Below are 18,890 nucleotides of genomic sequence, written 5' to 3'. Positions count from 1 at the left end.
GTAGCTTATGCGTCGATGAGCCTGCCTGCCGCTTCATACCAGTGGGCTTCGCTGACGAGGGCAATCGGGCGACGCTTCTCGCGCATCTCGACGGCTTTAACAATCTTTGTGCCAAACGAGGATTGCAGCCAGCTGTCGGTGGCGTATTCACCTATAACCAGAAAATGGGTTTTCATATTCAGCGGTGTAATGTTGCCGCCCAACTGTTTCGTTACGGCCTCGACATCCTTGCGCTTGCCAAAGGTGAACGTGCCGGTAAAGGTGAAATTGCGGTGCGGGAATACGATTGCCGGCATCGGGTCATCCAGCGGTAAAGTTGCGGCCTTCAATGCCTCGCCTGTTTCAAAATCGGCACCGGTGAGTTCATGCAGGGTCGAGAGCAAGTCCTGCCGCTCTTCATCGTCAATCACGCCATCTGCCAACGCATCTTTAATGCGGGCGATCAGCGCGTTGACAAGCGGGTTTTGCGCAGCATCCGCATTGGCGATGAGCCATTTATACAAGAACTCGATTTCCAAATCGTTGAGTGTGCCATCTGCGATAACACCGCGGGCAATGCCGATCAACTCAGCCACTTGCCTTTGGTCGATCCGGGCGCGGTTAAACTGGTTCAACACTTTGGTGTGCATGGACTTTGCCTCATCAATACATGAAAAATGCGAGTCAATCGCGCTGGATAATACCGTAAGGGTATCCGGTTTTTCTTGGGGTGGTGGTGAAAGGTTTTCATGCTTGACAATTTCGCGCGCCTGCGAGAGTCTTAGGGGCAGTCGGGAGATTTCCGGCAAGTGCGGCAAAAAAAGCCGTGCGGGGATTGGAACCCCTTTCTGTTCTCAAGGCGCTCGCATTGCGCCACGCATACCTCTGGTTGCGTGGTTTTTTGTTATGGTCGGGCGGGCAGGAGCGCTTTTGCGCGCCGTTTCCTTGAGGGCGGTAGTTCCAATCCTGTTCGTCCGGCCGCCCGAGATTGGAACCTCCGGTGGTTGGATACAATTCAACTCAAGGAGATTTGCCATGTGTGAGCGGGCAGATAACGGGTGCGTGCATGCAAAAAACCACCTCGATACATTCCAGAAAAATCTAAATCAATTGTACAGCGCACAGGCGGCCAGCGGCGCGCTGCTGTTTGCCATGCGCACATTGGCCGACGAGATATTGGCTGGCGGCGATGAGCGGCTGGCCTGCATTTTTACCCTGTTACAGCTGCTGGATGACGAGAGCGGACGGGCGCAAGACGCTGCTGCCCGCCTTGGCCTATCTGCTTGCAGCGCAACTGCGGAGGGCATGGCATGAACGCCCTGACGAATTTCGGCTTTGAGGATCATCTGGTGCGGGTGATTGAGTTGGACGGCGAACCTTGGTTTGTCGGCAAGGATGTCTGCCGCTGTTTGGAGCTCGGCAATCCCCGATCTTCACTTGCTCTGCTGGGTGAAGACGAGAGGGGGGTCCATACTGTGGACACCCCCTCGGCCAAGCAAGAAATGGTTATCATAAATGAGTTCGGTCTTTATCGGTTGATCTTCCAATCGCGCAAGCCAGCGGCAGAGCGGTTCAAACGCTGGCTGGCGCATGAGGTGTTGCCGAGCATCCGCAAAACCGGCAGCTACACCGCCAGCGACGCGCCGCAAGCGGAACAGGCAAGCAGTTTTGCCACAAGCGGGCCGGAGCTGAATCACCTGCAAGACATTGCCACCAAAGCGCGGTTGGTGGAGTTAACCCTGAAGCTTTCCGGACGGCAATCGGCGCGCGGGTTGTGGCGGGATCTGGGCTTGCCCGTAGCAAACGGCTTTTACGATGAAGGGCCTGCGGGCGGGGTGGTTGAGCAACTTATGCCGCACGTACAGGCATTTATCGAAGAGGCCTGCGAGATCGGGCGCGACGAGGTGCGGGCGCAAGTGTTGTTCGAGGCCTATTGCCGGTATAGCGCCGGACGCGGCGAAGAAGCGGCCAGCCAGACAGCGTTCGGGCTGATTTGCGGGGTGTTGGCGATGAAAATGGGCTTTGTGAAGCTCAAACGCCGCCTGATCACCTATCGCGGCCTCACCTTGAAACAGGGTCAGGAGGGGCGGTGATGGGAGAGCTATGTAACATAGTAGTTTCTGATACTAAAAATACAGGACATCAATTCACAAAAAAGCATCTAGGAACAAGCAAAATCTTTTCTCTTTTCAAGTATAGATATTTGTTGGTCTATGCTATTCATGGTATCTTTGGCCAAATTAAAGTAATATGCAATATCATTGCGTCTATTTTTGGGAATTTCATAAATAAAATCTTGGTTGGTTCCACCTACAAAATGGAAATTCATACGCGCGCATATTTCACCATGTACAATGACTTTATCTATATATTGTTTGGTGGTAATATCGATAATTTCAATATTATTAACTATGGAATTTACATAGTCAATGTTCTTTTCGATATTTGCTTTGAAAGAAGTTATGTCATCTTGGGTAAGATTAGTACTTTTATGAAAAGCACTATTAATTATTGTGCCACTTATATTTCGTCTTATTTTATAAAAATAATTTATACTAGTATTTATATCCGTAATTTTTGCAAGAGTGCTATCCTTACGCATCTGTCTAATTGTAAACCACGCGGCACTGATAGCACCAATAGCTGCTGCCCAACCGCTCAATGCGCCAAGCCATTCTCGAATACTTCCAGTGTCAACAAATACAAAATCATGGTTACGGGTTGTATTGGCAAGTACTACAATGCCAAGAGCAAATACCGCCATAAAACCACCAGCAGCGGCATAGACGCAGTAATTCCAGACTGGCTTGGAGCACATTTTCAACCTCCGGTAAAAAAACGACATTCTGACTGGCCGCAGTCTGGACTGTTTAAACGGTTCATGCTCCCCACAGATTTCGGAACTGAGATTTTCCAAGGGAGGGCGGCCCATGCGCTTTGAGCCCTTTGAGATTGAACGGGTGAAGCGGGAGGCGGATCTGGTGGCGCTGATTGGCGCGGACACCCGTTTGCGCCGTGCCGGGCGGCTTTATTCCGGCTGTTGCCCGCTGCATGGCGATAAAAACCCCTCGTTGCAGGTGGACCCCGTAAAGAACACCTTTCGCTGCCACTCCACCGCCTGCGGGGCGGCGGGCAGCGCCATTGACTATGTGATGTTGCGCGATGGGCTTTCTTTCTCCCAAGCGGTGGAGGCACTGGGCGGCGAGGCGGCGGCAGCCCCGCGCAGCGCTGCGGACAAGGCAGCACAGGCGCAGAGAAAGCAGGCGCGGCAGGAACGCTGGCGGCAAAAAAGGCAAGCGCAGGACGAACAAGCGGCACGAGATGCGGCTAAGGAACGGGCGCGGGCCCAAGCGATCTGGCAGCAGGGCGCGGCGTTTACCGGCTCGCCAGCGGAAACCTATTTGCGCGAAGTGCGGGCGCTTGGCGGGGCCGCGCTGCAAACACAGGTGCTGCGCTATCACCCCGCGTTGCCGTTCTGGCATGCGGGCGCGGATGGCACCCTGCGCATTATCCATCAAGGCCCTGCCATGTTGGCGGCGTTTCAGCGGCGCGATGGCCGGTTTGCCGCGCTGCATATGACATGGCTGGATTTGACAGGGCCTGCGCAGCAAAAAGGCAAGGCGCGGATTGTGGCGCAGGATGGCAGCGTGTTGCCTGCCAAGAAGATCCGCGGGCCGTTTATGGGCAGCGCCATCCGGCTGTCGCCCCCTGCGCTCACCATGTCGCTGGGAGAGGGGATCGAGACCTGCGGCGCGGCGATTGCCTCTGGGTGTCCTGCATGGGTGGCAGGCACGCTTGGCAATCTCACCGGCAGGGCGGATGCCACCGCGCCCCGCGAACCCCATCCGGCCCGCCCCGGCAAGCTGCTACCCGCGCGCGTGCCCGATTATACCTCGGCCTGTGCGGCTCCGGCCAAGGGCTGCAAGACATTGATTTATTTAGCCGACAGCGACACAGCTGATCTGCATGTGCTGCGGGCGCTGCTGGCCATGGTGCAGGCGCGGGCAGCAAGAGCGGGCATTGCCGCCAGCAGCGTGTGGCCGCCAGCAGGCATGGATTTGGCGGACTGGTTTATTAAAGAAAAAACAGGGAGAGCCGCATGAGCGCAGCTGTCAAAAAAGCGTTGGCGGCCGCCGCGCGTGAGGCAAATGCAGCACAGGCAGGGGCAGGCCCTGCGCGCGGTGCCCGGCGCGGCGGTCCGCATGAGGCAGCAGGCGGGGCAGCTGGCGGGGCACAGGGTGACAATGTGCTCGACCAGCAGGTGCTGCGGGCCTGCAGCGCGCTGGACCACAACGACACCGGCAACGGCCAGCGGCTGATCGCCCATTTTGGCGATGAATTCCTGCATATTCGCGAGCACGGGTTTTACAGCTGGTGCGGCAGCCACTGGGACCTGACCGGCGGGGAGGAGGTGGTGACCCGGCTGGCGCAGGAAACCGCCGAGCGCATCCGGCTGGAGGCCCCGTTTTTAGAGTATTCGCCGCATGAGCAGCGGGCGATCGAGGCAGGGGAGGCGCTGGTGGTGAGTGATGGCAAGCCAACTCCTGCGCAGCGGCAGATACTGGAGGCCGCAGAGGCGGCGCGAGAGGCGCTGAACAAGCGGCGGGCGCGGCAGCGGGCGTTCTCTGTCTCCAGCGGCAATGCGGCGCGGGTCAAATCCATGTTGCTGATGGCGCTGCCCCACAAAACCCATGGGCCTGATGACATGGATGCGGATGACTTTGTGCTAAACACGCAAAGCGCCACGCTGCATCTGCACCCTGAGGGCGATGGCGAGGGCGGGCAGGTTGTCAACGTCAATGCCAAGGACCATGCGCGGGCGGATCTCATTTCCAAGTGTGCGCAGGTGGCCTATGACAAGGGCGCTGCCTGCCCGCGCTGGCAGGCGTTTTTAGACTATTTTCAGCCAGATGAAGAGATACAGGGTTTTTTGCAGCGCTTTATGGGCTATTGCCTGACCGGCTCCACCGCCGAGCAAAAGCTGCTGTTTTTCTATGGCGACGGGGCCAATGGCAAATCCACATTTATCGAGGCGATCTGCGCCTTGCTTGGCGGCTATGCCGGGCAGCTGAACCCCGAGAGTGTCACCGGATCCGGCCAGCGGCGCGGCGACCAGGCCACACCGGATCTGGCCACATTGGTGGGCAAACGCTTGGTGCGGGTTTCCGAATTGCCGCGCGGCGAGCCGGTAAAAGAGGAACTGATTAAGGCGCTGACCGGCGGCGAGCCCATGCAGGTGCGCCGGTTGCATCAGGGTTTTTTCGATATGACGCCCATTTTCAAGGCGGTGATGAGCGGGAATGACAAACCCTACATTACCGGCACGGATCACGGCATCTGGCGGCGGCTGCTGATTGTGCCGTGGTCTGTCAAAATACCGGAGGCAGAACGACGACCGCTGGAACAGGTGCTGGCGGAGTTTGCCGCAGAGCGGGCCGGTATTCTCAACTGGATGATCGAGGGGCTGGCGGCCTATGTGGAGGGGGGATTGCAGGTGCCGGAGGCGGTTGCGGGCATGACGGATAGCTACCGATCGGAGATGGACCCGATCCAGCAATTTGTCGATCAGTGTCTCATCGCCGTGCCGCCCGACGATGCGGGCCAGCCGGTGGCCGAGGTAACCGCGCAGACCATGTACAACGCCTATAAGCGCTGGTGCGAGGTGAGCGCTGTCAAAGTGTTTACCAACACCCTGTTTGGCCGCGAATTGCCCAAGAAAGGCATTGAGAAAATCAACGGGCGTATTCGCAAATACATCAATGTTCGCATTAACTTACCAGATGAGGTGGTACATGTTGACCCGCCGATTTAGGGAGGTGTACCCGCGCGCGCCTCGCGCTGCGAGGGTAACGAGGGTATTGCGAGGCGGAACGGCAAACGCTCGCGCGTGTTTTGCTGTTTGTTGGCAAGGCCTTGCGGGCCGCGTGCGAGGGTCGCGCGGGTTTACGCGCACGCGCACGTATGGGGCTGCGGGGATGATCTATAGGCGGTTTTTTGTTTTTGGGATTTTTATTCATGCGCACGTTGCGACACGAAACACTCGAAACCCTCGAAAGAGGAAACTAACAGGCTTTAATAATTGAATAATTTGACTGCGCGGGTTTGAAACTTTGCCTCGCAAAACCCGCGCGACCCTCGCAAAAACGGAAAACGGGGCAAAACGGACTGGCAATTGGCAAAGACAGATGGCAAATGCGGAGGCACAGGTGATGGCAATGGCAGGCATGGCGAATTCAGGGGAGCAAAAAGCGATAGGGCTCGGGATTGCCGATCTGGCCGAGTGGGCCTATGCCGATCAACTGGCGGGCATCTGCGATGCGGGCCGCGATGATCTGGCGCTGTTGGGCTACCGCTCCGGTGCAGCGTCGTTCAGCGCCATGGCGGAGCTTGGTGTGCGCGTGGATGGCGGCGGCTGCAAACTGGCAGGCGCGCTGCACCGCGATGCGCAGGCGCTGGTGGACGAGGTGGCTGCGCTTGCCGCCTGCGGGCCGGAGGGGCTGGATGCCGCGGCGCTGATTGTGCACTACGCCCGCTCGCGCACACGCCCTGCCAAACCCTCGGGCGCTGATCAGGCGCTGATTGCCAAGCGCGGTGGCAACGGGCGGGCCCTGATGAGCTATGCCAGCGAATATGGCCGCGTGAGCGTGAAAAGCGGGGCGATGCTGCGCGGCGTGGATGGCGGCACGTGCCGGGTGGGGCAGGCCTGTGAGCTGGTGATCTACCAATTGCCACAGGAACTGGTGGAGCTGGAGCGCGAAACCTATGCGCTGTGGGCCGCCGGATTAAAACAGGTGGAAAACAATCTGCCCCCGCTCACAGCGCATAAGTTGTTGCCGTGGCGAGAAGAACCGGCGCAGCTGCATGGGCTATTGCGGGCAAGGATGGCCGCCGCCTGAAAAAAGGGGGTTGTGCCGCGCCCCAGTTTTTGACAGGGTGCTTGCGAACACAAGACCGCCCGCAGCGATAATTCGCCGCGTGGCGGTTTTTTCATGGCTGGTGCGGGTAGGCGTGGGGATCTGATGCGGATCGAGATTGACACCGGTGATCTGGACGGGTTCGCAGCTCTGCTGGAAGGGACGGCGCATAATTTTAGCGCCAAGGAGTTGTCGCGGGTGTCCAGAGCGGCGCTCAAGGCTGGGCGGCTGAGCTACGAGGACAGTCTGGCCAATGACGGCAGGCCGCTGGGTTATTCCAAAACCAAGATCCGCAGGAAATTGGAGGTGGTGAGCGCCAATGGCGGCTCGGCAACCTCGGAGATAATATTTAGGGCTGGATGGTTCCCGCTGATTGCAGCGCGCGGAACGAGGCAAAAACGTGCAGGCGTTTTCTCCCCCAGTTGGGGCATGCATCGCGGCACGTTTATTGCCACCATGCCAAGCGGCCATCGCGGCGTGTTCAAGCGGTTGCGCGGCACAGCGATGGAAACCAAGCCTCACAAAGAGCAGATTGCCGAGCTGTGGGGATGGAACCCGAACCGTGAAGTGGAGCGAGGCAACTCCGATGCGCTTGAAGAGGCAGGGGAAACCGTTCGCAAGTCGTTGCAGAACTCGGCTCTCGATCTCTACCAACACCTGTTCGGCCATTGAGCGAGAGTGGCGGTGAATGGGTGCGGGGTGCATGGGTCCTCCCTGCGTTTTTTCGCGCCCCGCGGGCGGATGCAACCGCGGGGGTCTGCGCTAAAGTCGGCTCGGTTTCTAGCCTAAACTGGCAGCCTAAACAGGGTCTTTTGCGTGTTTAGTTGAGCCGGTTTCATGGATTTTTGATGGAATTGTCTTGGTTTTCGAGCGGGGGAACGAGGTGAGAAATGGCACGGCAGCTCATGAAAAAAGGCGCGTTTGCCATTGCTGCCGGTGTCAGCGCAGGGCGCGTGAGCCAATGGATTAGCGAGGGGAAAATATCTGGCGAGGCTATTGTGGGGGAAGGGCGCAGCGCCCAGATTGATGTTGCAATCGCCGTGCGGCAATTGCAGGCGCGGCTTGATAGCGGCCAGATGATGGGCAACGGGATTGGCACGCGGCTGAGTAGTCTTAGCGATGCGGCAGCAGCAAAGCCAAGCCCCGAAACAGATTTGCCTGCCAGCCCGGGGCCAGCGATTGCATCTGAACACTCGCCAGCACCACCAGCTGCACCGGTATCCACGACCACCACCCAGATAGAGCGCGATGAGGCAGAAGCTGCCGCGCTTGCCCGCGATATCAAGGCGGAACAGCTCAAAAAAATCCAGCGCGAGAACGCGCAGGCAGAAGAGGCCAAGCGGCTGGCCGAGGGGCAATTAATGCCGGTGGGCGCCGCGATCAAAACCATGGGTGAGATGACACGGGCAATAATTGCTGCCTATGACGGCGGCGTGCGCCAGCTTGCCAGCCTGCTGGCCCCGAACCTGAGCAACATGGATGCCCGCGAATTGGAACACTTGCTTACCCGTGAATTTAAAAAACTAAGGGTGGAGGCCGCAAAACGGCTGAATGCGCAGGCCAAAGGCGCGCCGCCCCTTATGGACGAGACCAGCTTGACCCATGCACAGCGCTGTACAGCACATGATCCACCGCGCCAACCCCGCGCACCATCTGGCACGGGCAACGGCCAAGGCGATGATGCCGCCGCCGCCGGTGGACCATGAAGCGTGGGCGCGTAAAAATGTTTACTTCCGGCCTGAGCGATCGGATTTTCCCGGCTATTACAACCCTGCAAATTTTCCTTTTTTTACCGAAATCCTAAAAGCGTTATCGCCAGAAGATCCCTGCCGAACGGTGAGTTTCCAAAAATCGGCGCAGCTGGGCGGTACCATTTTGGCACTGATTTATACCTGTTCAATGCTGGAGCAGCGTGGCGGCGATTTTATGTACATCACGCCAACGCTGGATAATGCCAAGCGCTGGTCGAAATCAAAATACGACCCGTTTGTGGCCGACATGCCTGCCTTCTTGCGCCGGTTTCCGAAAAACTCGCGCGAGAACACTGAAACGGTTTTGCGCAAGGACAGCACCGACGGGCTGGCCAGCCTATTGATATCGGGAGCCAATTCCCCCGCCGCGCTTTCTATGGAGAGCCGCCCGTTTATGGTGCTCGATGATCTGGCCAAATGGGTGAACAACGACGCGGGCGATCCGGAGGGCCAAGCGCAATCGCGGGCGCAGGCGTTTGCGTTTGCCAAGATATTCAAGGTGTCCACGCCGATGCTGTGGCCCGGCTGCAGAATAACAAATGCGTTTAAAGCGGGCTCGCAGGAGGACTACCATGTGCCGTGCCCGCACTGCGGCCATGAGCACACGCTGGAATTCGAAAACTTCAAAGAGAAAATTGATCCGGAGCGCCCCGGATGCGGTTGTTTTTCCTGCCCCGAGTGCGGCGGGTTGATCGAGGAACAGCACCGACCGCAGATGTTGATGCAGGGCCGCTGGATTGCCCGTAATCCCAAGGTGGCAAAACAGCACCGTTCGTTTAAAATCTGGTCGGCCTATTCGCTGCTGCAGAGCTTTGCCCAGATCGAGACGGATTATCTGGAGGCGCAGGGCGATAACGACAAATTGCAGCGGTTTATGAACGATGTAATCGGTGAACCGCTGGAGGTTGAGGGGACGGCGCCTGACTGGGAGAAACTGCAGGAGCTGGCTGGCGAGATTGGTGTGCGGCGCGGGATTGTACCGGATGGATACCACCGGATTTATGTGGGCTGCGACTGCCAGCAGGACCGCGTGGAATGGTTGGCCGTAGCCTATGGCCCCGATCAGCGCCGAGCTGTCATTGATCACGGCACTATTGCGGGGCACATCGGCGAGGCGACGACGCGCGACGGGCTTGATGCCGTGCAGCGCCGGAAGTGGCGCAACGCCCACGGGGTTGACCTACCGGTGAGCAAACTGGCCATTGATGGCGGCTATTCAACGGAGGACGTTTTCGGCTGGATCCGCCAGCGGCGACACCGAAGAACCGAGGTGATTATGGTGCACGGAGCCACCCGCCACGAGGTGCCGATTATTGCAGGTTCGGGGAGCGAGTACACGGATCGGGGCCGCAAGCGCAAAAGACGGCCTTGGCAGGGCTGGCTGTTTACCCTCGCCGTTTCGAAAATGAAGCTGTCGCTTTACCGCGCTTTGCGGGAGAACGAGGATTGGAGCTTGGCAGGGTCGATCGCGTTTCCCTCAGGGCTGGATGACGAGTTTTACGAGCAGCTCACCGCTGAGGCGTGGCTGGGCGAGCGCAACAAAAAAACAGGGCGTGTTGAATACCGCTGGACGTTGCTGCGCGAGCGCAACGAGGTGCTCGACATGATGAACTACGCCAACGGGGCGGCCATCCATGATGGAATTCGTAATCTGACAGCCAGCGACTGGGAGGCTCTGATGATAGAGCAATCTACCCCGCCGGAGGGAGCTCAGAGCGATATTGATGACCTCTTGGGTGCGGCCCCGCCGTCGCCCCAGATTGAGAACCTTGTAAACCCGACCCGGCAACCGCCGAGGCCGAGTTCAGCCCCCTTACAAACGAGAGCCGGGCGACGGGCGGAACGCCGGACCAAAGCTTTGGCTGAACGGGCGGCGCGGCGCGGGCAGTAGTGAACCAGAACGACAGGACCGACCCCATGCAACTAAGCGAGGCCGAGCGGGCGCTCATGACACAGCGCCTGATGCAGGCAGAGGAGGCGGAGCACCAGTTGGCGCTGGGGGCGCAGGAGGTGCGCCTGCGCTCCGAGAGCGGGCGCGAGGTCGAATATCGGCCCACAAACCTGCGCCAATTGCAGGGCTATATTGCCCGCTTGCGGGCACAGTTGGGCTTGGCGCGGCGCAGCGGGCGCAGCTCCCGAACTGTGGTTTTTTGAGGGGCAACTTGTTTGCAGCCTCCAACAAGGCTGACTATTGCGCATTCTCTGCGGCGCTAGGATACATCAATGTTAAAATCGTTATTTAGCAGCCGCTGGTTGGGCGGGCGCGGGGCCTATGAGGCCGCCAGCCGCACGCATCCAGCGCTTTCCGGCTATTACGCGCCGCGTGTGAGCCCGCAAGCGGCGCTTGAGGCTGACCGCGAGCCGTTATCTGCCCGCGTTGCCGACCTTTCGCGCAACAACCCCTGGGCATCGGCGGCGGTGCGGCGGAAAGTCGATGGTATAATCGGTGCCGGGCTGAATTTTTCATCGCGGCCGGACGCGATCAGTCTTGGCATTTCGCAGGATGCGGCCAAACAACTTGCCCGGCAGATCGAGAGCCATTGGCGGGCCTCAATTGAGGATCTGGAACACCGCTGCGATGCGGCGGGGCGGCTTTCAGGTGGTCAGATTATGGCGCTGGCGCTCCGGCACAGTCTGTGGCACGGGGATGCGTTGGCGCGCCTGCGGTTTTTGCCGCGCGGGGGCGTTTCCAATATAGCCGTGGAGCTCATTCACTCGCAGCAACTGGCCCAGCCTACAGGGCAGCTGGAAACCACGCGCTTTCGTGATGGTATCGAGCTGGACCGGTTTGGCGGGCCGGTGGCCTATCATTTCCTTGGGGCGCATCCGGATGATGGGCTTGTGCTGCCACGCGAAAAGAGCGTTCGGGTGCCGCGTTATGATCGCGATGGCAGCCGCCGCGTGCTGCACTATTTCTATGCGGGCGATATTGGCGAAATTCGTGGCCGCTCGCCCGTGGCGCCGATTGTTAAAAAACTGCGGCAACTGGGAAAATTCGACGAGGCGGAATTACAGGCGGCAACGCTGAATGCAACGCTGGCCGCTTTTATTGAAAGCAGCGCGGATCACTCGGTGCTGGCCGAGCTACTTGGCGAGAATGACGACGGTAGGGCCGCGGCGCAGTACATGGATACGCTCGCTGTAGAGCGCGAGGGGCATCACAAAGACCACCCGATCCAGATGGACGGGGTGCAGGTGATGCAGCTGGCCACCGGGGAGAAAGTCAATTTCACCAATCCGGCGCGGCCATCGTCCAGTTATGACGCTTTTGAGATGGCGGCGCTGCGCAATATTGCCAGCGCCTTTGATCTGTCGGTTGAGATGCTGACGGGCGACTATTCCAAGCTCAGCTATTCCGGCTGGCGCGGCGCGATGCTGAATGTGTGGCGCGGGTTTACCTGCGAGCGGGCGGGATTTGTGGCACAGTTTTGCCGCCCGTGGCTGGCCGCAGTTATTGAGGATGGCATCGCCAGCGGGGCCATTGCCCCGCCAAAGGGTGCCGCCAGTTTTTGGCAACGGCCCACCGCTTATGTGGCCGGTCAGTGGCTCGGTCCGGGGCGCGGCAGCGCGGATCCTGCAAAAGACGCGCGCGCGCTGGCGCAAAACCTTGCGCTGGGGCGCACAACGCTGACGCAGGCGCTGGCCGAGGACGGCATCGATTATGACGACCAGAGCGAGCAATTAGCCCGCGAGATTGCCGATCATGAAGCGCGCGGCCTCGTCCACCCGCGCCTGCAGCCGCTAGCGGGGGCTGCCAGTGGCGGAAACCCCGCGCAAAGCGAACCAGATGAGGAGACAGGCCGTGAGCGCTAATTATTTACCGCAGGTGGCGCAGCTCGCGCTGGGAACGCCGCTGTTACTGGCACAGGACAAGCTGCAGGTGCTCGCCGGAGTGCTTGGCGGGCGGATCGGGCTGGAGGGTGCAAGTGGGCCCGAGGCCGTCCCTCTGGAAGCAAACCGCTTTTCCGGTGCGCCGCGAATAGATAAGGATCGTTATCTCTATCAGATCGATCAGGGTATGGCCGTAATCACAATCGTCGGTTCTCTGGTAAATCGTGGCAGCTGGCTGAATTCCCGCTCGGGCCTGATTTCCTATGAAGGGACGGCAGAGCTTTTGCGCCAAGCGGGCGCGGACGCTGATGCAAACGGTGTGCTACTTGATATCGATAGCGGCGGCGGTGAGGCAGGCGGGGTGTTTGCCCTTGCTAGCGAGATTAAACGGCTTGCAGCGAGCAAACCGGTTATCGCCTATGCCAATTCATATGCCGCCAGTGCTGCCTATGCGCTGGCTTGCGGCTGTGATGAAATCCTGCTCGCCCCCTCGGCCTCGGTGGGATCCATCGGCGTGGTGGCGCTGCATCTGGACCAGAGCGGGGCGGATAAACAGGCAGGCAAAAACTACACCTACCTGCATGCGGGCGCGCGAAAAATAGATGGCAATCCACATGCACCCTTGAGCGATCCGGCGCGGGCCAATCTACAGGCCGACATTGACGGGCTTTACGATGACTTTTGCCTGCATGTGGCACAGGCGCGGGGGATATCTGAACAGTCCGTACGGGAAACGCAGGCCCGCATGTTTCGCGGGCAGGCGGCGGTTGAGGCGGGGCTGGCCGATGGTATCGCCAGCTATAGCGAGGCGCTGGCGCGCCTCCGGCACCTAAGTGCGGCCCGCGCTGGCCGCAATCAAAAAGCGCAGCACATAGGAGACACGAACATGAGCAATGCAACAGCCCCGCAAGGGGTGGCCGACAACAGCCAACCGCAGGCCGATGTTAATGCTGCGGCCGACAGCGGCAGCAACAACACAGCGCCTGCAAACGCGGCGGAACTGGCAAAAGCGACGGCGGCAGGTGTTAGCACTGAGCGGGAACGGGTGAGCGCCATCCTGGCTCTGCCGGAAGCACAGCTCCGCCCCGCGCAGGCAGGGGCTGCTATTGAGGCGGGGCTGGATGTGGCTACCGCGACAAAAATGCTGGCGGCCGCTGAAAAAGACGGCGCAGAAGAGGGGGCGGGGCGTGAGAACGCGCCAAGCGGGGCGCAGCAGTGGATTGCGCATAAAACGCAGCAGGATGCGGCGCAAGGCGACCTTGCCCAAAGCGGCGCAAACACTTCAGCCGCGAAAAGCGGCTTGAGCCAGCTGATAGAGGCACAATTGGCGGACTAACCGGACCAGCGCGGCATGAGTGCCGCGCGGAACGCTGATCCATGCGCAGCAAAGCCTGCACAGACATGAGGACAACACAATGGGTGTAATTAAAATGCAGGCGCCAGAGCGCGCCTCGGCACTGGTGAAATACGAGACCAGCCAACAGTTTTGCCGAGAGGAATACCCTCTGGCAGTGCCTGCAGAAGCGCTTGGTATTCAGGTTGGCAGTATTTTTGCCGTTGTTGGCGGTAAGGCGCAGCCGATTGATCTCACCGAGAACGGAGCTGCCGGGAAATTTGCCGGTTTTGCCATTCAGGAGCGCAGCGTTGCAGCAGGTAGTGCAGGCCTGCGCATTACCCTGCTCAGTGATGGTCCGGCGATTGTGGCGCAAAGCGCGATCAAATGGCCGGAAGGGGCCACCGAACCGCAAAAAACAGCGCTGAAAACAGCCATGCGCGGGCGCGGTATCAAACTGCGCTAGGCGATCTGCGCGCAGGATTGCGCTGCGAACAACCAAACTCCCTTTCAAAAGAGAACACCAGAGGAACTCCCAATGGCCGATTATGCAATGGGCTACAGCGCCGTGGATTTGACCCGCGAGGTCAACCGCCTGCCCACCACCTACGGGCTGCTGAATGCCATGAATATTGCGCCGATCTCGCGCAAGAAATCCACCTATGTGCGCATCGACGTCAAGGACGGCATCGTTCGGGTGCTCGGATCGCGCGAGCGCGGCGCACCGGGCCAAACCATCGAGCGGGGCAAGGAAAATGCGATTATTATCGAAATTCCGCATTTCCCGGTGCTGGATCAAATTCTCGTTGATGATCCAGACAATTTGCTTGAAGTGGTTGGCGGCAAGCTGGTGCCAGCCAGTGTGGATCAGGAGTTGCTGCGCACTTTGCAAACGATCCGGCGCAGCCATTCTTTAACGCTGGAATATTTGCGCCTTGGCATGCTGCGGGGCGAAGTGGTTGATGGTGATGGCAACCAGTTGCTTGATCTTTATGACGCGTTTGACATCAATAAAAAAACCATCAATTTTCAGCTGAATAAACCGGATACGGATGTGCGGGCAAAATGCGCGGAGCTGCAAAAACATACCCGCGACAACCTGATGAATGAAACCCAGTCCGGTGTTGAGGCGGTGGTTTCGACGGAATTTTTCGATGCGCTGATCAGCCACCAAAACGTTGAGAAATATGTGGTGAACGCGCAGAATTCACGCTTGCATAGCACTGTTGAGGACTACGCGCTTGGCGGCGTTTACGGCCGCATGTTCAAATTTGGCAACATCACGTTTCGTGAGTATGCGGGCTCGATGCCAGTGAAAGAGAATGAAAAAACCAAACAAGCGCCGATCATCGACGCAGGTGTTGGCCACTCGTTTCCGACGGGCACCGGCAACCTGATGCACACATTTGCAGCCCCTGCGCTGCATGTGGACAGCATCAACCAGCCTGCAAAGCAGATCGATGATGTAAAAATCTCAATCGAGCCATTGAAACACGGCAAGGGCTGGGAGCTGGAGAGCCAGTCGAACCGCATCGCCGTTTGCAATCAGCCGCAGGTGTTGGCCGAGCTACAGGCCGAGTGATGACAAGCGCGTTTGACAAGCGGCTTGCTGCGAGCAATCGCCGGTTTGGCGCGGCCTTCGCCGAGCCGGTGATCTGCCTCCTGCGCGCGCGGGCGCGGGGTGGCCTCTCCGTCGCGGTGCAGGCAGGTGAAACCCCTGTGGCGACCTCTGGAGAGTTTTTTACAGATGACCACAAGCTGGGCCGCGCGCAAAACCGCGATGGCGATGATGCGCAGGTCACGCAATATTTTGGCCATGAGATCTACGTGATACTGGACGCCACCGATTTTGACAGGCAGCAGCTGCGCCGCCCGCGCCGCGATGACCGGATCCGCCGTGCTGACCAGATTTTTGCGATTGTCACCAGCGAAGACCTGTCGGGCAAGCGGCTGCTCTGCGCCCTCAAGCTTGTGAAATAACCATCTTTTCGAAAGGGAAACCTATGCTCGCACGATTGCTGCTGCGCACCTTGACAGTACTGGCACTGGACGGGCGCGCCTTCCCGCAAGGTCAGGTTTATGACACGAATTTGAGTGGCACGAACCTTACAGATGGTGTCCCGCTTGGCGGGCTGGCAGTGGTGCGCTGCAATCGCGCGGTGCGGGCCCCGGGCGGTAAGGGGCGCACCACCGTAGATCTGATTATCGAGTTTATTACCTCCTCGCGCGCAGACAACAGCCCCGCGCGCGATGGTGCCGAGGAGCTATGGTGTGATCTGTTGGAGGAGCGGGTGTTTTGGGCGCTTGCTGATACCGACAGCCGCGCTGCTGATTTGTGGCGTCGGTTAGCGGGCGACAGCTGGCAGATCGAGAGTTTTGCTGCCGAGGATGAGCGGAGCACTGTTAGCAACGCGGCTCGCGGATTGTTTATCACTGCCCGCCCGCCTAGCGGGCCGGTGATGGGCGCTGGTGCCAGCGGGGTTTATGCCGAAATTTGCGAATATCTCACCGGCCATGAAACGGCGGCGGTACGCGAGGTTGGCGAACTGGCGCGGCAGGTGATGGCTGGGGATGGCAGGCTTGCAGATTGGCAGATCGCTGCCATGGGCGCACATGACAGCCTCGCCGCGCGGCGGGTGCTGGGCTTGATGTGGGAGACAGAGTAAATGGAATACTGTCTGCTTGATCTTGATCGGCGGCTCACGGCCCTTGAAAGACAACACCGCCAGCAGGCCCGCTTTGCCCGTGTCACCGGTTACGATCCGGCGCGCGAGGTGGTGACGCTTGATCTGGATGGGCAGGGGACGCCCGTGGAGGCAGACCTGTTGCACATGGCGGCAGGGGCATTCAAAGTGCGGGTGACGCCGGCCGCTGGCGAGACCATGCTGGTGCTGCGCGTGGCAGGAGATGGCGCGCGGCTGTTGGCGCTGGGGGGCTATTATAATGGGGCCCGGCCCAGCCCCTCGCAGCACGGCGAGGAGCTGGTGATTTCAGGCGGGGCAATGCGCTTGGAGCTGCGCCATGATAGCATTCGGCTGTCCGTTGGGGGCACCTCGCTGACCCTAGATGAGGCCGGTATCGCCGCAGTTGCCAAAACGCTGTCGCAGCAGGGCAATACCGAATTTTCCGCTGGCCATGTGAAATCATCGGGCAAGCGTATTGACCACAGCCACAGCCATGGCGGCATCAAGCGCGGGAAGGCGGATACCGATCCGCCCAACTAACTGAATTTTCAAACCTGAGCAATTGGAGACAGGCGATGCAAACCTATCGGTTTTGCAGTGCGGCCCCGTGCCGTATTGGTGGGAGATGGTTAAAAGACGGGGATGAGGTGCGCCTTGGTGACGAAGCGGCACAGCATCTGTTGTTGCTGGGGTTAATTCAGCGCGCACCGCAGCCAGATGCGGAGGGGCCTGCAACTGCAGCTCGCAAGCGAAAGCCGCAGCGATGAGCGGGCTCAACCGGCATAATCTACAGCTGCTGGACGGGTTCGCCCATGTGCAGCAGAGTATCAGCGAGGTGATCTTGCCGACAACGCCCGGTGAGCGGGTGCTGCGCGAGGAATTTGGAACGCTGCTGGCCAGTGTGCTGATGCAACCGCAGACACGCAAACGACAAATGCTGCTCGCCTTTCTCGTGGCGCTGGCGATCGAACTCTATGAACCGCGTTTTGCTGTGCGGCGGATCCAGCCGATAGAGACCATTGAGGACAAACGCGCAGGCAATGTGGGCCTGCGGATTTCGGGTGATTACCTGCCGCGCGGCCATTTGGGCGATGGCAGCGTTGCCTCATCCCACGAATTTTCGCTTTAGCGGCAAACCTCTGACCGCAAAATAGGGTGGATCCATGCAAACAATGAAACTCCCGCCGCCCACATTAGTGCCCTATCAGGATCCGGAGGCGATCCTCGCTGAGATGATGGTGGATGTGCGGGCACGTTTTGCTGCTGTCGGTATTGATTATGATCTGGGCGACTTGGAAACTGATCCTGTCAAAATTATTTTCGAGGCGGCAGCTTACCGGGCAGCGCTGCTTGGTGACGAAATCAACGCGGCCTATGCCGGGCACCTGATCGATTATGCCTCGCCTGCGGGATTGACTGAGCTGGGCGAATTTTATGATCGGCCTCGCCGGGTTGGCGAGAGCGATGCAGAGTATGCAGCTGCAATAAAACGGCACATCGCCGGGCGTAGTGCAGGCGGTCCCGCTGAGCGCTATGCAGCGATTGCCTTTGATGCGTCGCCAGATGTGAGAGACGTTAAAATATACTCCGACCCGCATGGCATCGATCCGGCCATTCACGTGGCGGTGCTCTCCAGCGCGACGGGCGGGCATGCCAGCGGCGCGCTGTTGCAGCAGGTGGAAACAGCGCTGATGGCGCAGCAGGTCACCAGTGACCGTTTTCATGTGGCCTCGGCGGTGCGCAAAACCGTTGATGTGGCGCTTGATATCTGGCTAACGCCGGAGGCGAGCGAGAGCATCCTGGATGATCTTGCGGGCCAGCTGCGGCTGTGGTGGGATGCGCAGGATTTGCTGGGGCTCGATCTCAACCACGCAGATATCATCGCCGCGGTAAAGTCGATCGGCGCAGGGGCGATCAGCAACGTGCGGGTGGTGGCGCCTGTAGGTGACACCGAGGCATGGCCTGCTGAGGCGCTGGCGCTAGGCGAGATTTCAATTCATTTCATGGGGCGCGGTCGCTAAAGGCTGCGAGGGGGCGATAATGGCAGCAGGATTGTGGCGCGGTGCGACAAGCGCAGAAAAAGCCGCCTTTGCCAGTATTGCAGCGCAACTGGCAAAGCTGCAAACGCTGGTGGAGTTGATCCCCAGCCGCTATGCAGCGCCCAGCCCGTCACTGGTGCCGCACCTGATCCGCGAGGCGGGACTTGGCATCCTCTCGCCCTATGTGCCAAACCTCTATGAGCTCTATTTTGATGGCATACGCTGGCAGCGGTTACGCGGTGATATCCGTGCCGTACATATGGGGCTCGGCTTTATCGGCTATGAGGGCCGGATGGAATGGGCACCAAGCCGCCGCAGGCGCTGGCATAATGACCAGCTGGAACTGGCGCGCCTACCGG

General features: G+C 59.3%; 21 protein-coding genes and 1 pseudogene. 20 read left to right on the top strand and 2 right to left on the bottom strand.

Annotation, left to right across the window (positions count from 1 at the left end; genetic code table 11):
- Nucleotides 1-5: 5 nt before the first annotated feature.
- Nucleotides 6-629, bottom strand: coding sequence for a BRCT domain-containing protein (locus tag AYK82_RS06185; protein WP_068312836.1), 624 nt, complete (start codon nucleotides 627-629; stop codon nucleotides 6-8).
- A gap of 385 nt (nucleotides 630-1,014) precedes the next feature.
- On the opposite strand from AYK82_RS06185, the gene AYK82_RS06180 reads away from it, so the two are divergent.
- Together AYK82_RS06180 and AYK82_RS06175 are read left to right on the top strand one after the other, a co-directional pair.
- On the top strand, nucleotides 1,015-1,293 hold the full coding sequence (locus AYK82_RS06180; RefSeq protein ID WP_068312785.1) for a hypothetical protein: 279 nt from the start codon (nucleotides 1,015-1,017) through the stop codon (nucleotides 1,291-1,293).
- Nucleotides 1,290-2,072 carry a BRO-N domain-containing protein gene (locus tag AYK82_RS06175; RefSeq protein WP_068312784.1) on the top strand — a complete coding sequence of 261 codons (783 nt, stop codon included), beginning with the start codon at nucleotides 1,290-1,292 and terminating at the stop codon, nucleotides 2,070-2,072. Before AYK82_RS06180 ends, AYK82_RS06175 begins: the two co-directional genes overlap by 4 nt.
- A gap of 68 nt (nucleotides 2,073-2,140) precedes the next feature.
- Here the strand turns inward: AYK82_RS06175 and AYK82_RS17940 are convergent, their stop codons facing one another.
- Nucleotides 2,141-2,797 (bottom strand): hypothetical protein, encoded by a 657-nt coding sequence (locus AYK82_RS17940; RefSeq protein WP_156453277.1) that lies wholly within the window; start codon nucleotides 2,795-2,797, stop codon nucleotides 2,141-2,143.
- A 112-nt stretch (nucleotides 2,798-2,909) separates the two neighbouring features.
- Here AYK82_RS17940 and AYK82_RS06165 point away from each other — a divergent pair, with 112 nt between their 5' ends.
- The 18 genes and pseudogenes from AYK82_RS06165 to AYK82_RS06080 all read left to right on the top strand — a co-directional run.
- Nucleotides 2,910-4,082 (top strand): CHC2 zinc finger domain-containing protein, encoded by a 1,173-nt coding sequence (locus AYK82_RS06165; RefSeq protein ID WP_068312780.1) that lies wholly within the window; start codon nucleotides 2,910-2,912, stop codon nucleotides 4,080-4,082.
- Nucleotides 4,079-5,791 carry a DNA primase family protein gene (locus tag AYK82_RS06160; RefSeq protein ID WP_068312778.1) on the top strand — a complete coding sequence of 571 codons (1,713 nt, stop codon included), beginning with the start codon at nucleotides 4,079-4,081 and terminating at the stop codon, nucleotides 5,789-5,791. Before AYK82_RS06165 ends, AYK82_RS06160 begins: the two co-directional genes overlap by 4 nt.
- Before the next feature lie 373 nt (nucleotides 5,792-6,164).
- Complete coding sequence (locus AYK82_RS06155) at nucleotides 6,165-6,875, top strand: hypothetical protein (RefSeq protein WP_068312774.1); 711 nt, start codon at nucleotides 6,165-6,167, stop codon at nucleotides 6,873-6,875.
- A gap of 93 nt (nucleotides 6,876-6,968) precedes the next feature.
- On the top strand, nucleotides 6,969-7,565 hold the full coding sequence (locus AYK82_RS06150; RefSeq protein ID WP_068312771.1) for a hypothetical protein: 597 nt from the start codon (nucleotides 6,969-6,971) through the stop codon (nucleotides 7,563-7,565).
- A gap of 218 nt (nucleotides 7,566-7,783) precedes the next feature.
- Complete coding sequence (locus AYK82_RS06145; RefSeq protein WP_068312769.1) at nucleotides 7,784-8,599, top strand: hypothetical protein; 816 nt, start codon at nucleotides 7,784-7,786, stop codon at nucleotides 8,597-8,599.
- Entirely contained in the window at nucleotides 8,496-10,535 is a 2,040-nt protein-coding gene (locus AYK82_RS06140; protein WP_082733788.1) for a phage terminase large subunit family protein, read from the top strand. Before AYK82_RS06145 ends, AYK82_RS06140 begins: the two co-directional genes overlap by 104 nt.
- A 26-nt stretch (nucleotides 10,536-10,561) precedes the next feature.
- A complete protein-coding gene (gene gpW / locus AYK82_RS06135) occupies nucleotides 10,562-10,798 on the top strand; it encodes a gpW family head-tail joining protein (RefSeq protein WP_068312764.1) in 237 nt (78 codons plus the stop codon).
- 69 nt (nucleotides 10,799-10,867) lie between these two features.
- Entirely contained in the window at nucleotides 10,868-12,457 is a 1,590-nt protein-coding gene (locus AYK82_RS06130; protein WP_068312761.1) for a phage portal protein, read from the top strand.
- Nucleotides 12,447-13,811 carry a S49 family peptidase gene (locus AYK82_RS06125; protein WP_068312758.1) on the top strand — a complete coding sequence of 455 codons (1,365 nt, stop codon included), beginning with the start codon at nucleotides 12,447-12,449 and terminating at the stop codon, nucleotides 13,809-13,811. Before AYK82_RS06130 ends, AYK82_RS06125 begins: the two co-directional genes overlap by 11 nt.
- A 79-nt stretch (nucleotides 13,812-13,890) precedes the next feature.
- Nucleotides 13,891-14,274: a head decoration protein gene (locus tag AYK82_RS06120; RefSeq protein WP_156453275.1), complete on the top strand. Its 384-nt coding sequence runs from the start codon at nucleotides 13,891-13,893 to the stop codon at nucleotides 14,272-14,274.
- Nucleotides 14,275-14,346: 72 nt separating this feature from the next.
- A complete protein-coding gene (locus AYK82_RS06115) occupies nucleotides 14,347-15,390 on the top strand; it encodes a major capsid protein (protein ID WP_068312755.1) in 1,044 nt (347 codons plus the stop codon).
- Nucleotides 15,390-15,788: a hypothetical protein gene (locus AYK82_RS06110; RefSeq protein ID WP_068312754.1), complete on the top strand. Its 399-nt coding sequence runs from the start codon at nucleotides 15,390-15,392 to the stop codon at nucleotides 15,786-15,788. Before AYK82_RS06115 ends, AYK82_RS06110 begins: the two co-directional genes overlap by 1 nt.
- Nucleotides 15,789-15,811: 23 nt before the next feature.
- Complete coding sequence (locus AYK82_RS06105) at nucleotides 15,812-16,474, top strand: hypothetical protein (RefSeq protein WP_068312753.1); 663 nt, start codon at nucleotides 15,812-15,814, stop codon at nucleotides 16,472-16,474.
- Nucleotides 16,475-17,032, top strand: coding sequence for a hypothetical protein (locus AYK82_RS06100; protein WP_068312749.1), 558 nt, complete (start codon nucleotides 16,475-16,477; stop codon nucleotides 17,030-17,032).
- 35 nt (nucleotides 17,033-17,067) lie between these two features.
- Nucleotides 17,068-17,259, top strand: coding sequence for a hypothetical protein (locus tag AYK82_RS06095; RefSeq protein ID WP_068312744.1), 192 nt, complete (start codon nucleotides 17,068-17,070; stop codon nucleotides 17,257-17,259).
- Nucleotides 17,256-17,621 (top strand): GPW/gp25 family protein, encoded by a 366-nt coding sequence (locus AYK82_RS06090; protein ID WP_068312743.1) that lies wholly within the window; start codon nucleotides 17,256-17,258, stop codon nucleotides 17,619-17,621. The genes AYK82_RS06095 and AYK82_RS06090 overlap by 4 nt, the downstream gene beginning before the upstream one ends.
- A 34-nt stretch (nucleotides 17,622-17,655) precedes the next feature.
- The gene (locus AYK82_RS06085; protein WP_068312741.1) at nucleotides 17,656-18,513 is read left to right on the top strand and encodes a baseplate J/gp47 family protein; all 858 of its coding nucleotides are present in this window, start codon (nucleotides 17,656-17,658) and stop codon (nucleotides 18,511-18,513) included.
- A gap of 19 nt (nucleotides 18,514-18,532) precedes the next feature.
- A pseudogene (locus tag AYK82_RS06080) lies at nucleotides 18,533-18,890 on the top strand (hypothetical protein); the annotation flags it as partial.

The organism is Polycladidibacter hongkongensis (assembly GCF_001561995.1).
Classification (GTDB): Bacteria; Pseudomonadota; Alphaproteobacteria; order Rhizobiales; family Stappiaceae; genus Pseudovibrio; species Pseudovibrio hongkongensis.
Note: the sequence above shows the minus strand (reverse complement) of the source record. Positions and strands in the feature narration are given on the sequence as shown.

What these genes read in the sequence shown, in the direction of transcription:
- AYK82_RS06185 (WP_068312836.1), bottom strand. Translation starts at nt 629, where the DNA reads ATGCACACCAAAGTGTTGAACCAGTTTAACCGCGCCCGGATCGACCAA.
- AYK82_RS06180 (WP_068312785.1), top strand. Translation starts at nt 1,015, where the DNA reads ATGTGTGAGCGGGCAGATAACGGGTGCGTGCATGCAAAAAACCACCTC.
- AYK82_RS06175 (WP_068312784.1), top strand. Translation starts at nt 1,290, where the DNA reads ATGAACGCCCTGACGAATTTCGGCTTTGAGGATCATCTGGTGCGGGTG.
- AYK82_RS17940 (WP_156453277.1), bottom strand. Translation starts at nt 2,797, where the DNA reads ATGTGCTCCAAGCCAGTCTGGAATTACTGCGTCTATGCCGCTGCTGGT.
- AYK82_RS06165 (WP_068312780.1), top strand. Translation starts at nt 2,910, where the DNA reads ATGCGCTTTGAGCCCTTTGAGATTGAACGGGTGAAGCGGGAGGCGGAT.
- AYK82_RS06160 (WP_068312778.1), top strand. Translation starts at nt 4,079, where the DNA reads ATGAGCGCAGCTGTCAAAAAAGCGTTGGCGGCCGCCGCGCGTGAGGCA.
- AYK82_RS06155 (WP_068312774.1), top strand. Translation starts at nt 6,165, where the DNA reads ATGGCAAATGCGGAGGCACAGGTGATGGCAATGGCAGGCATGGCGAAT.
- AYK82_RS06150 (WP_068312771.1), top strand. Translation starts at nt 6,969, where the DNA reads ATGGCTGGTGCGGGTAGGCGTGGGGATCTGATGCGGATCGAGATTGAC.
- AYK82_RS06145 (WP_068312769.1), top strand. Translation starts at nt 7,784, where the DNA reads ATGGCACGGCAGCTCATGAAAAAAGGCGCGTTTGCCATTGCTGCCGGT.
- AYK82_RS06140 (WP_082733788.1), top strand. Translation starts at nt 8,496, where the DNA reads ATGCACAGCGCTGTACAGCACATGATCCACCGCGCCAACCCCGCGCAC.
- gpW (WP_068312764.1), top strand. Translation starts at nt 10,562, where the DNA reads ATGCAACTAAGCGAGGCCGAGCGGGCGCTCATGACACAGCGCCTGATG.
- AYK82_RS06130 (WP_068312761.1), top strand. Translation starts at nt 10,868, where the DNA reads ATGTTAAAATCGTTATTTAGCAGCCGCTGGTTGGGCGGGCGCGGGGCC.
- AYK82_RS06120 (WP_156453275.1), top strand. Translation starts at nt 13,891, where the DNA reads ATGGGTGTAATTAAAATGCAGGCGCCAGAGCGCGCCTCGGCACTGGTG.
- AYK82_RS06115 (WP_068312755.1), top strand. Translation starts at nt 14,347, where the DNA reads ATGGCCGATTATGCAATGGGCTACAGCGCCGTGGATTTGACCCGCGAG.
- AYK82_RS06110 (WP_068312754.1), top strand. Translation starts at nt 15,390, where the DNA reads ATGACAAGCGCGTTTGACAAGCGGCTTGCTGCGAGCAATCGCCGGTTT.
- AYK82_RS06105 (WP_068312753.1), top strand. Translation starts at nt 15,812, where the DNA reads ATGCTCGCACGATTGCTGCTGCGCACCTTGACAGTACTGGCACTGGAC.
- AYK82_RS06100 (WP_068312749.1), top strand. Translation starts at nt 16,475, where the DNA reads ATGGAATACTGTCTGCTTGATCTTGATCGGCGGCTCACGGCCCTTGAA.
- AYK82_RS06095 (WP_068312744.1), top strand. Translation starts at nt 17,068, where the DNA reads ATGCAAACCTATCGGTTTTGCAGTGCGGCCCCGTGCCGTATTGGTGGG.
- AYK82_RS06090 (WP_068312743.1), top strand. Translation starts at nt 17,256, where the DNA reads ATGAGCGGGCTCAACCGGCATAATCTACAGCTGCTGGACGGGTTCGCC.
- AYK82_RS06085 (WP_068312741.1), top strand. Translation starts at nt 17,656, where the DNA reads ATGCAAACAATGAAACTCCCGCCGCCCACATTAGTGCCCTATCAGGAT.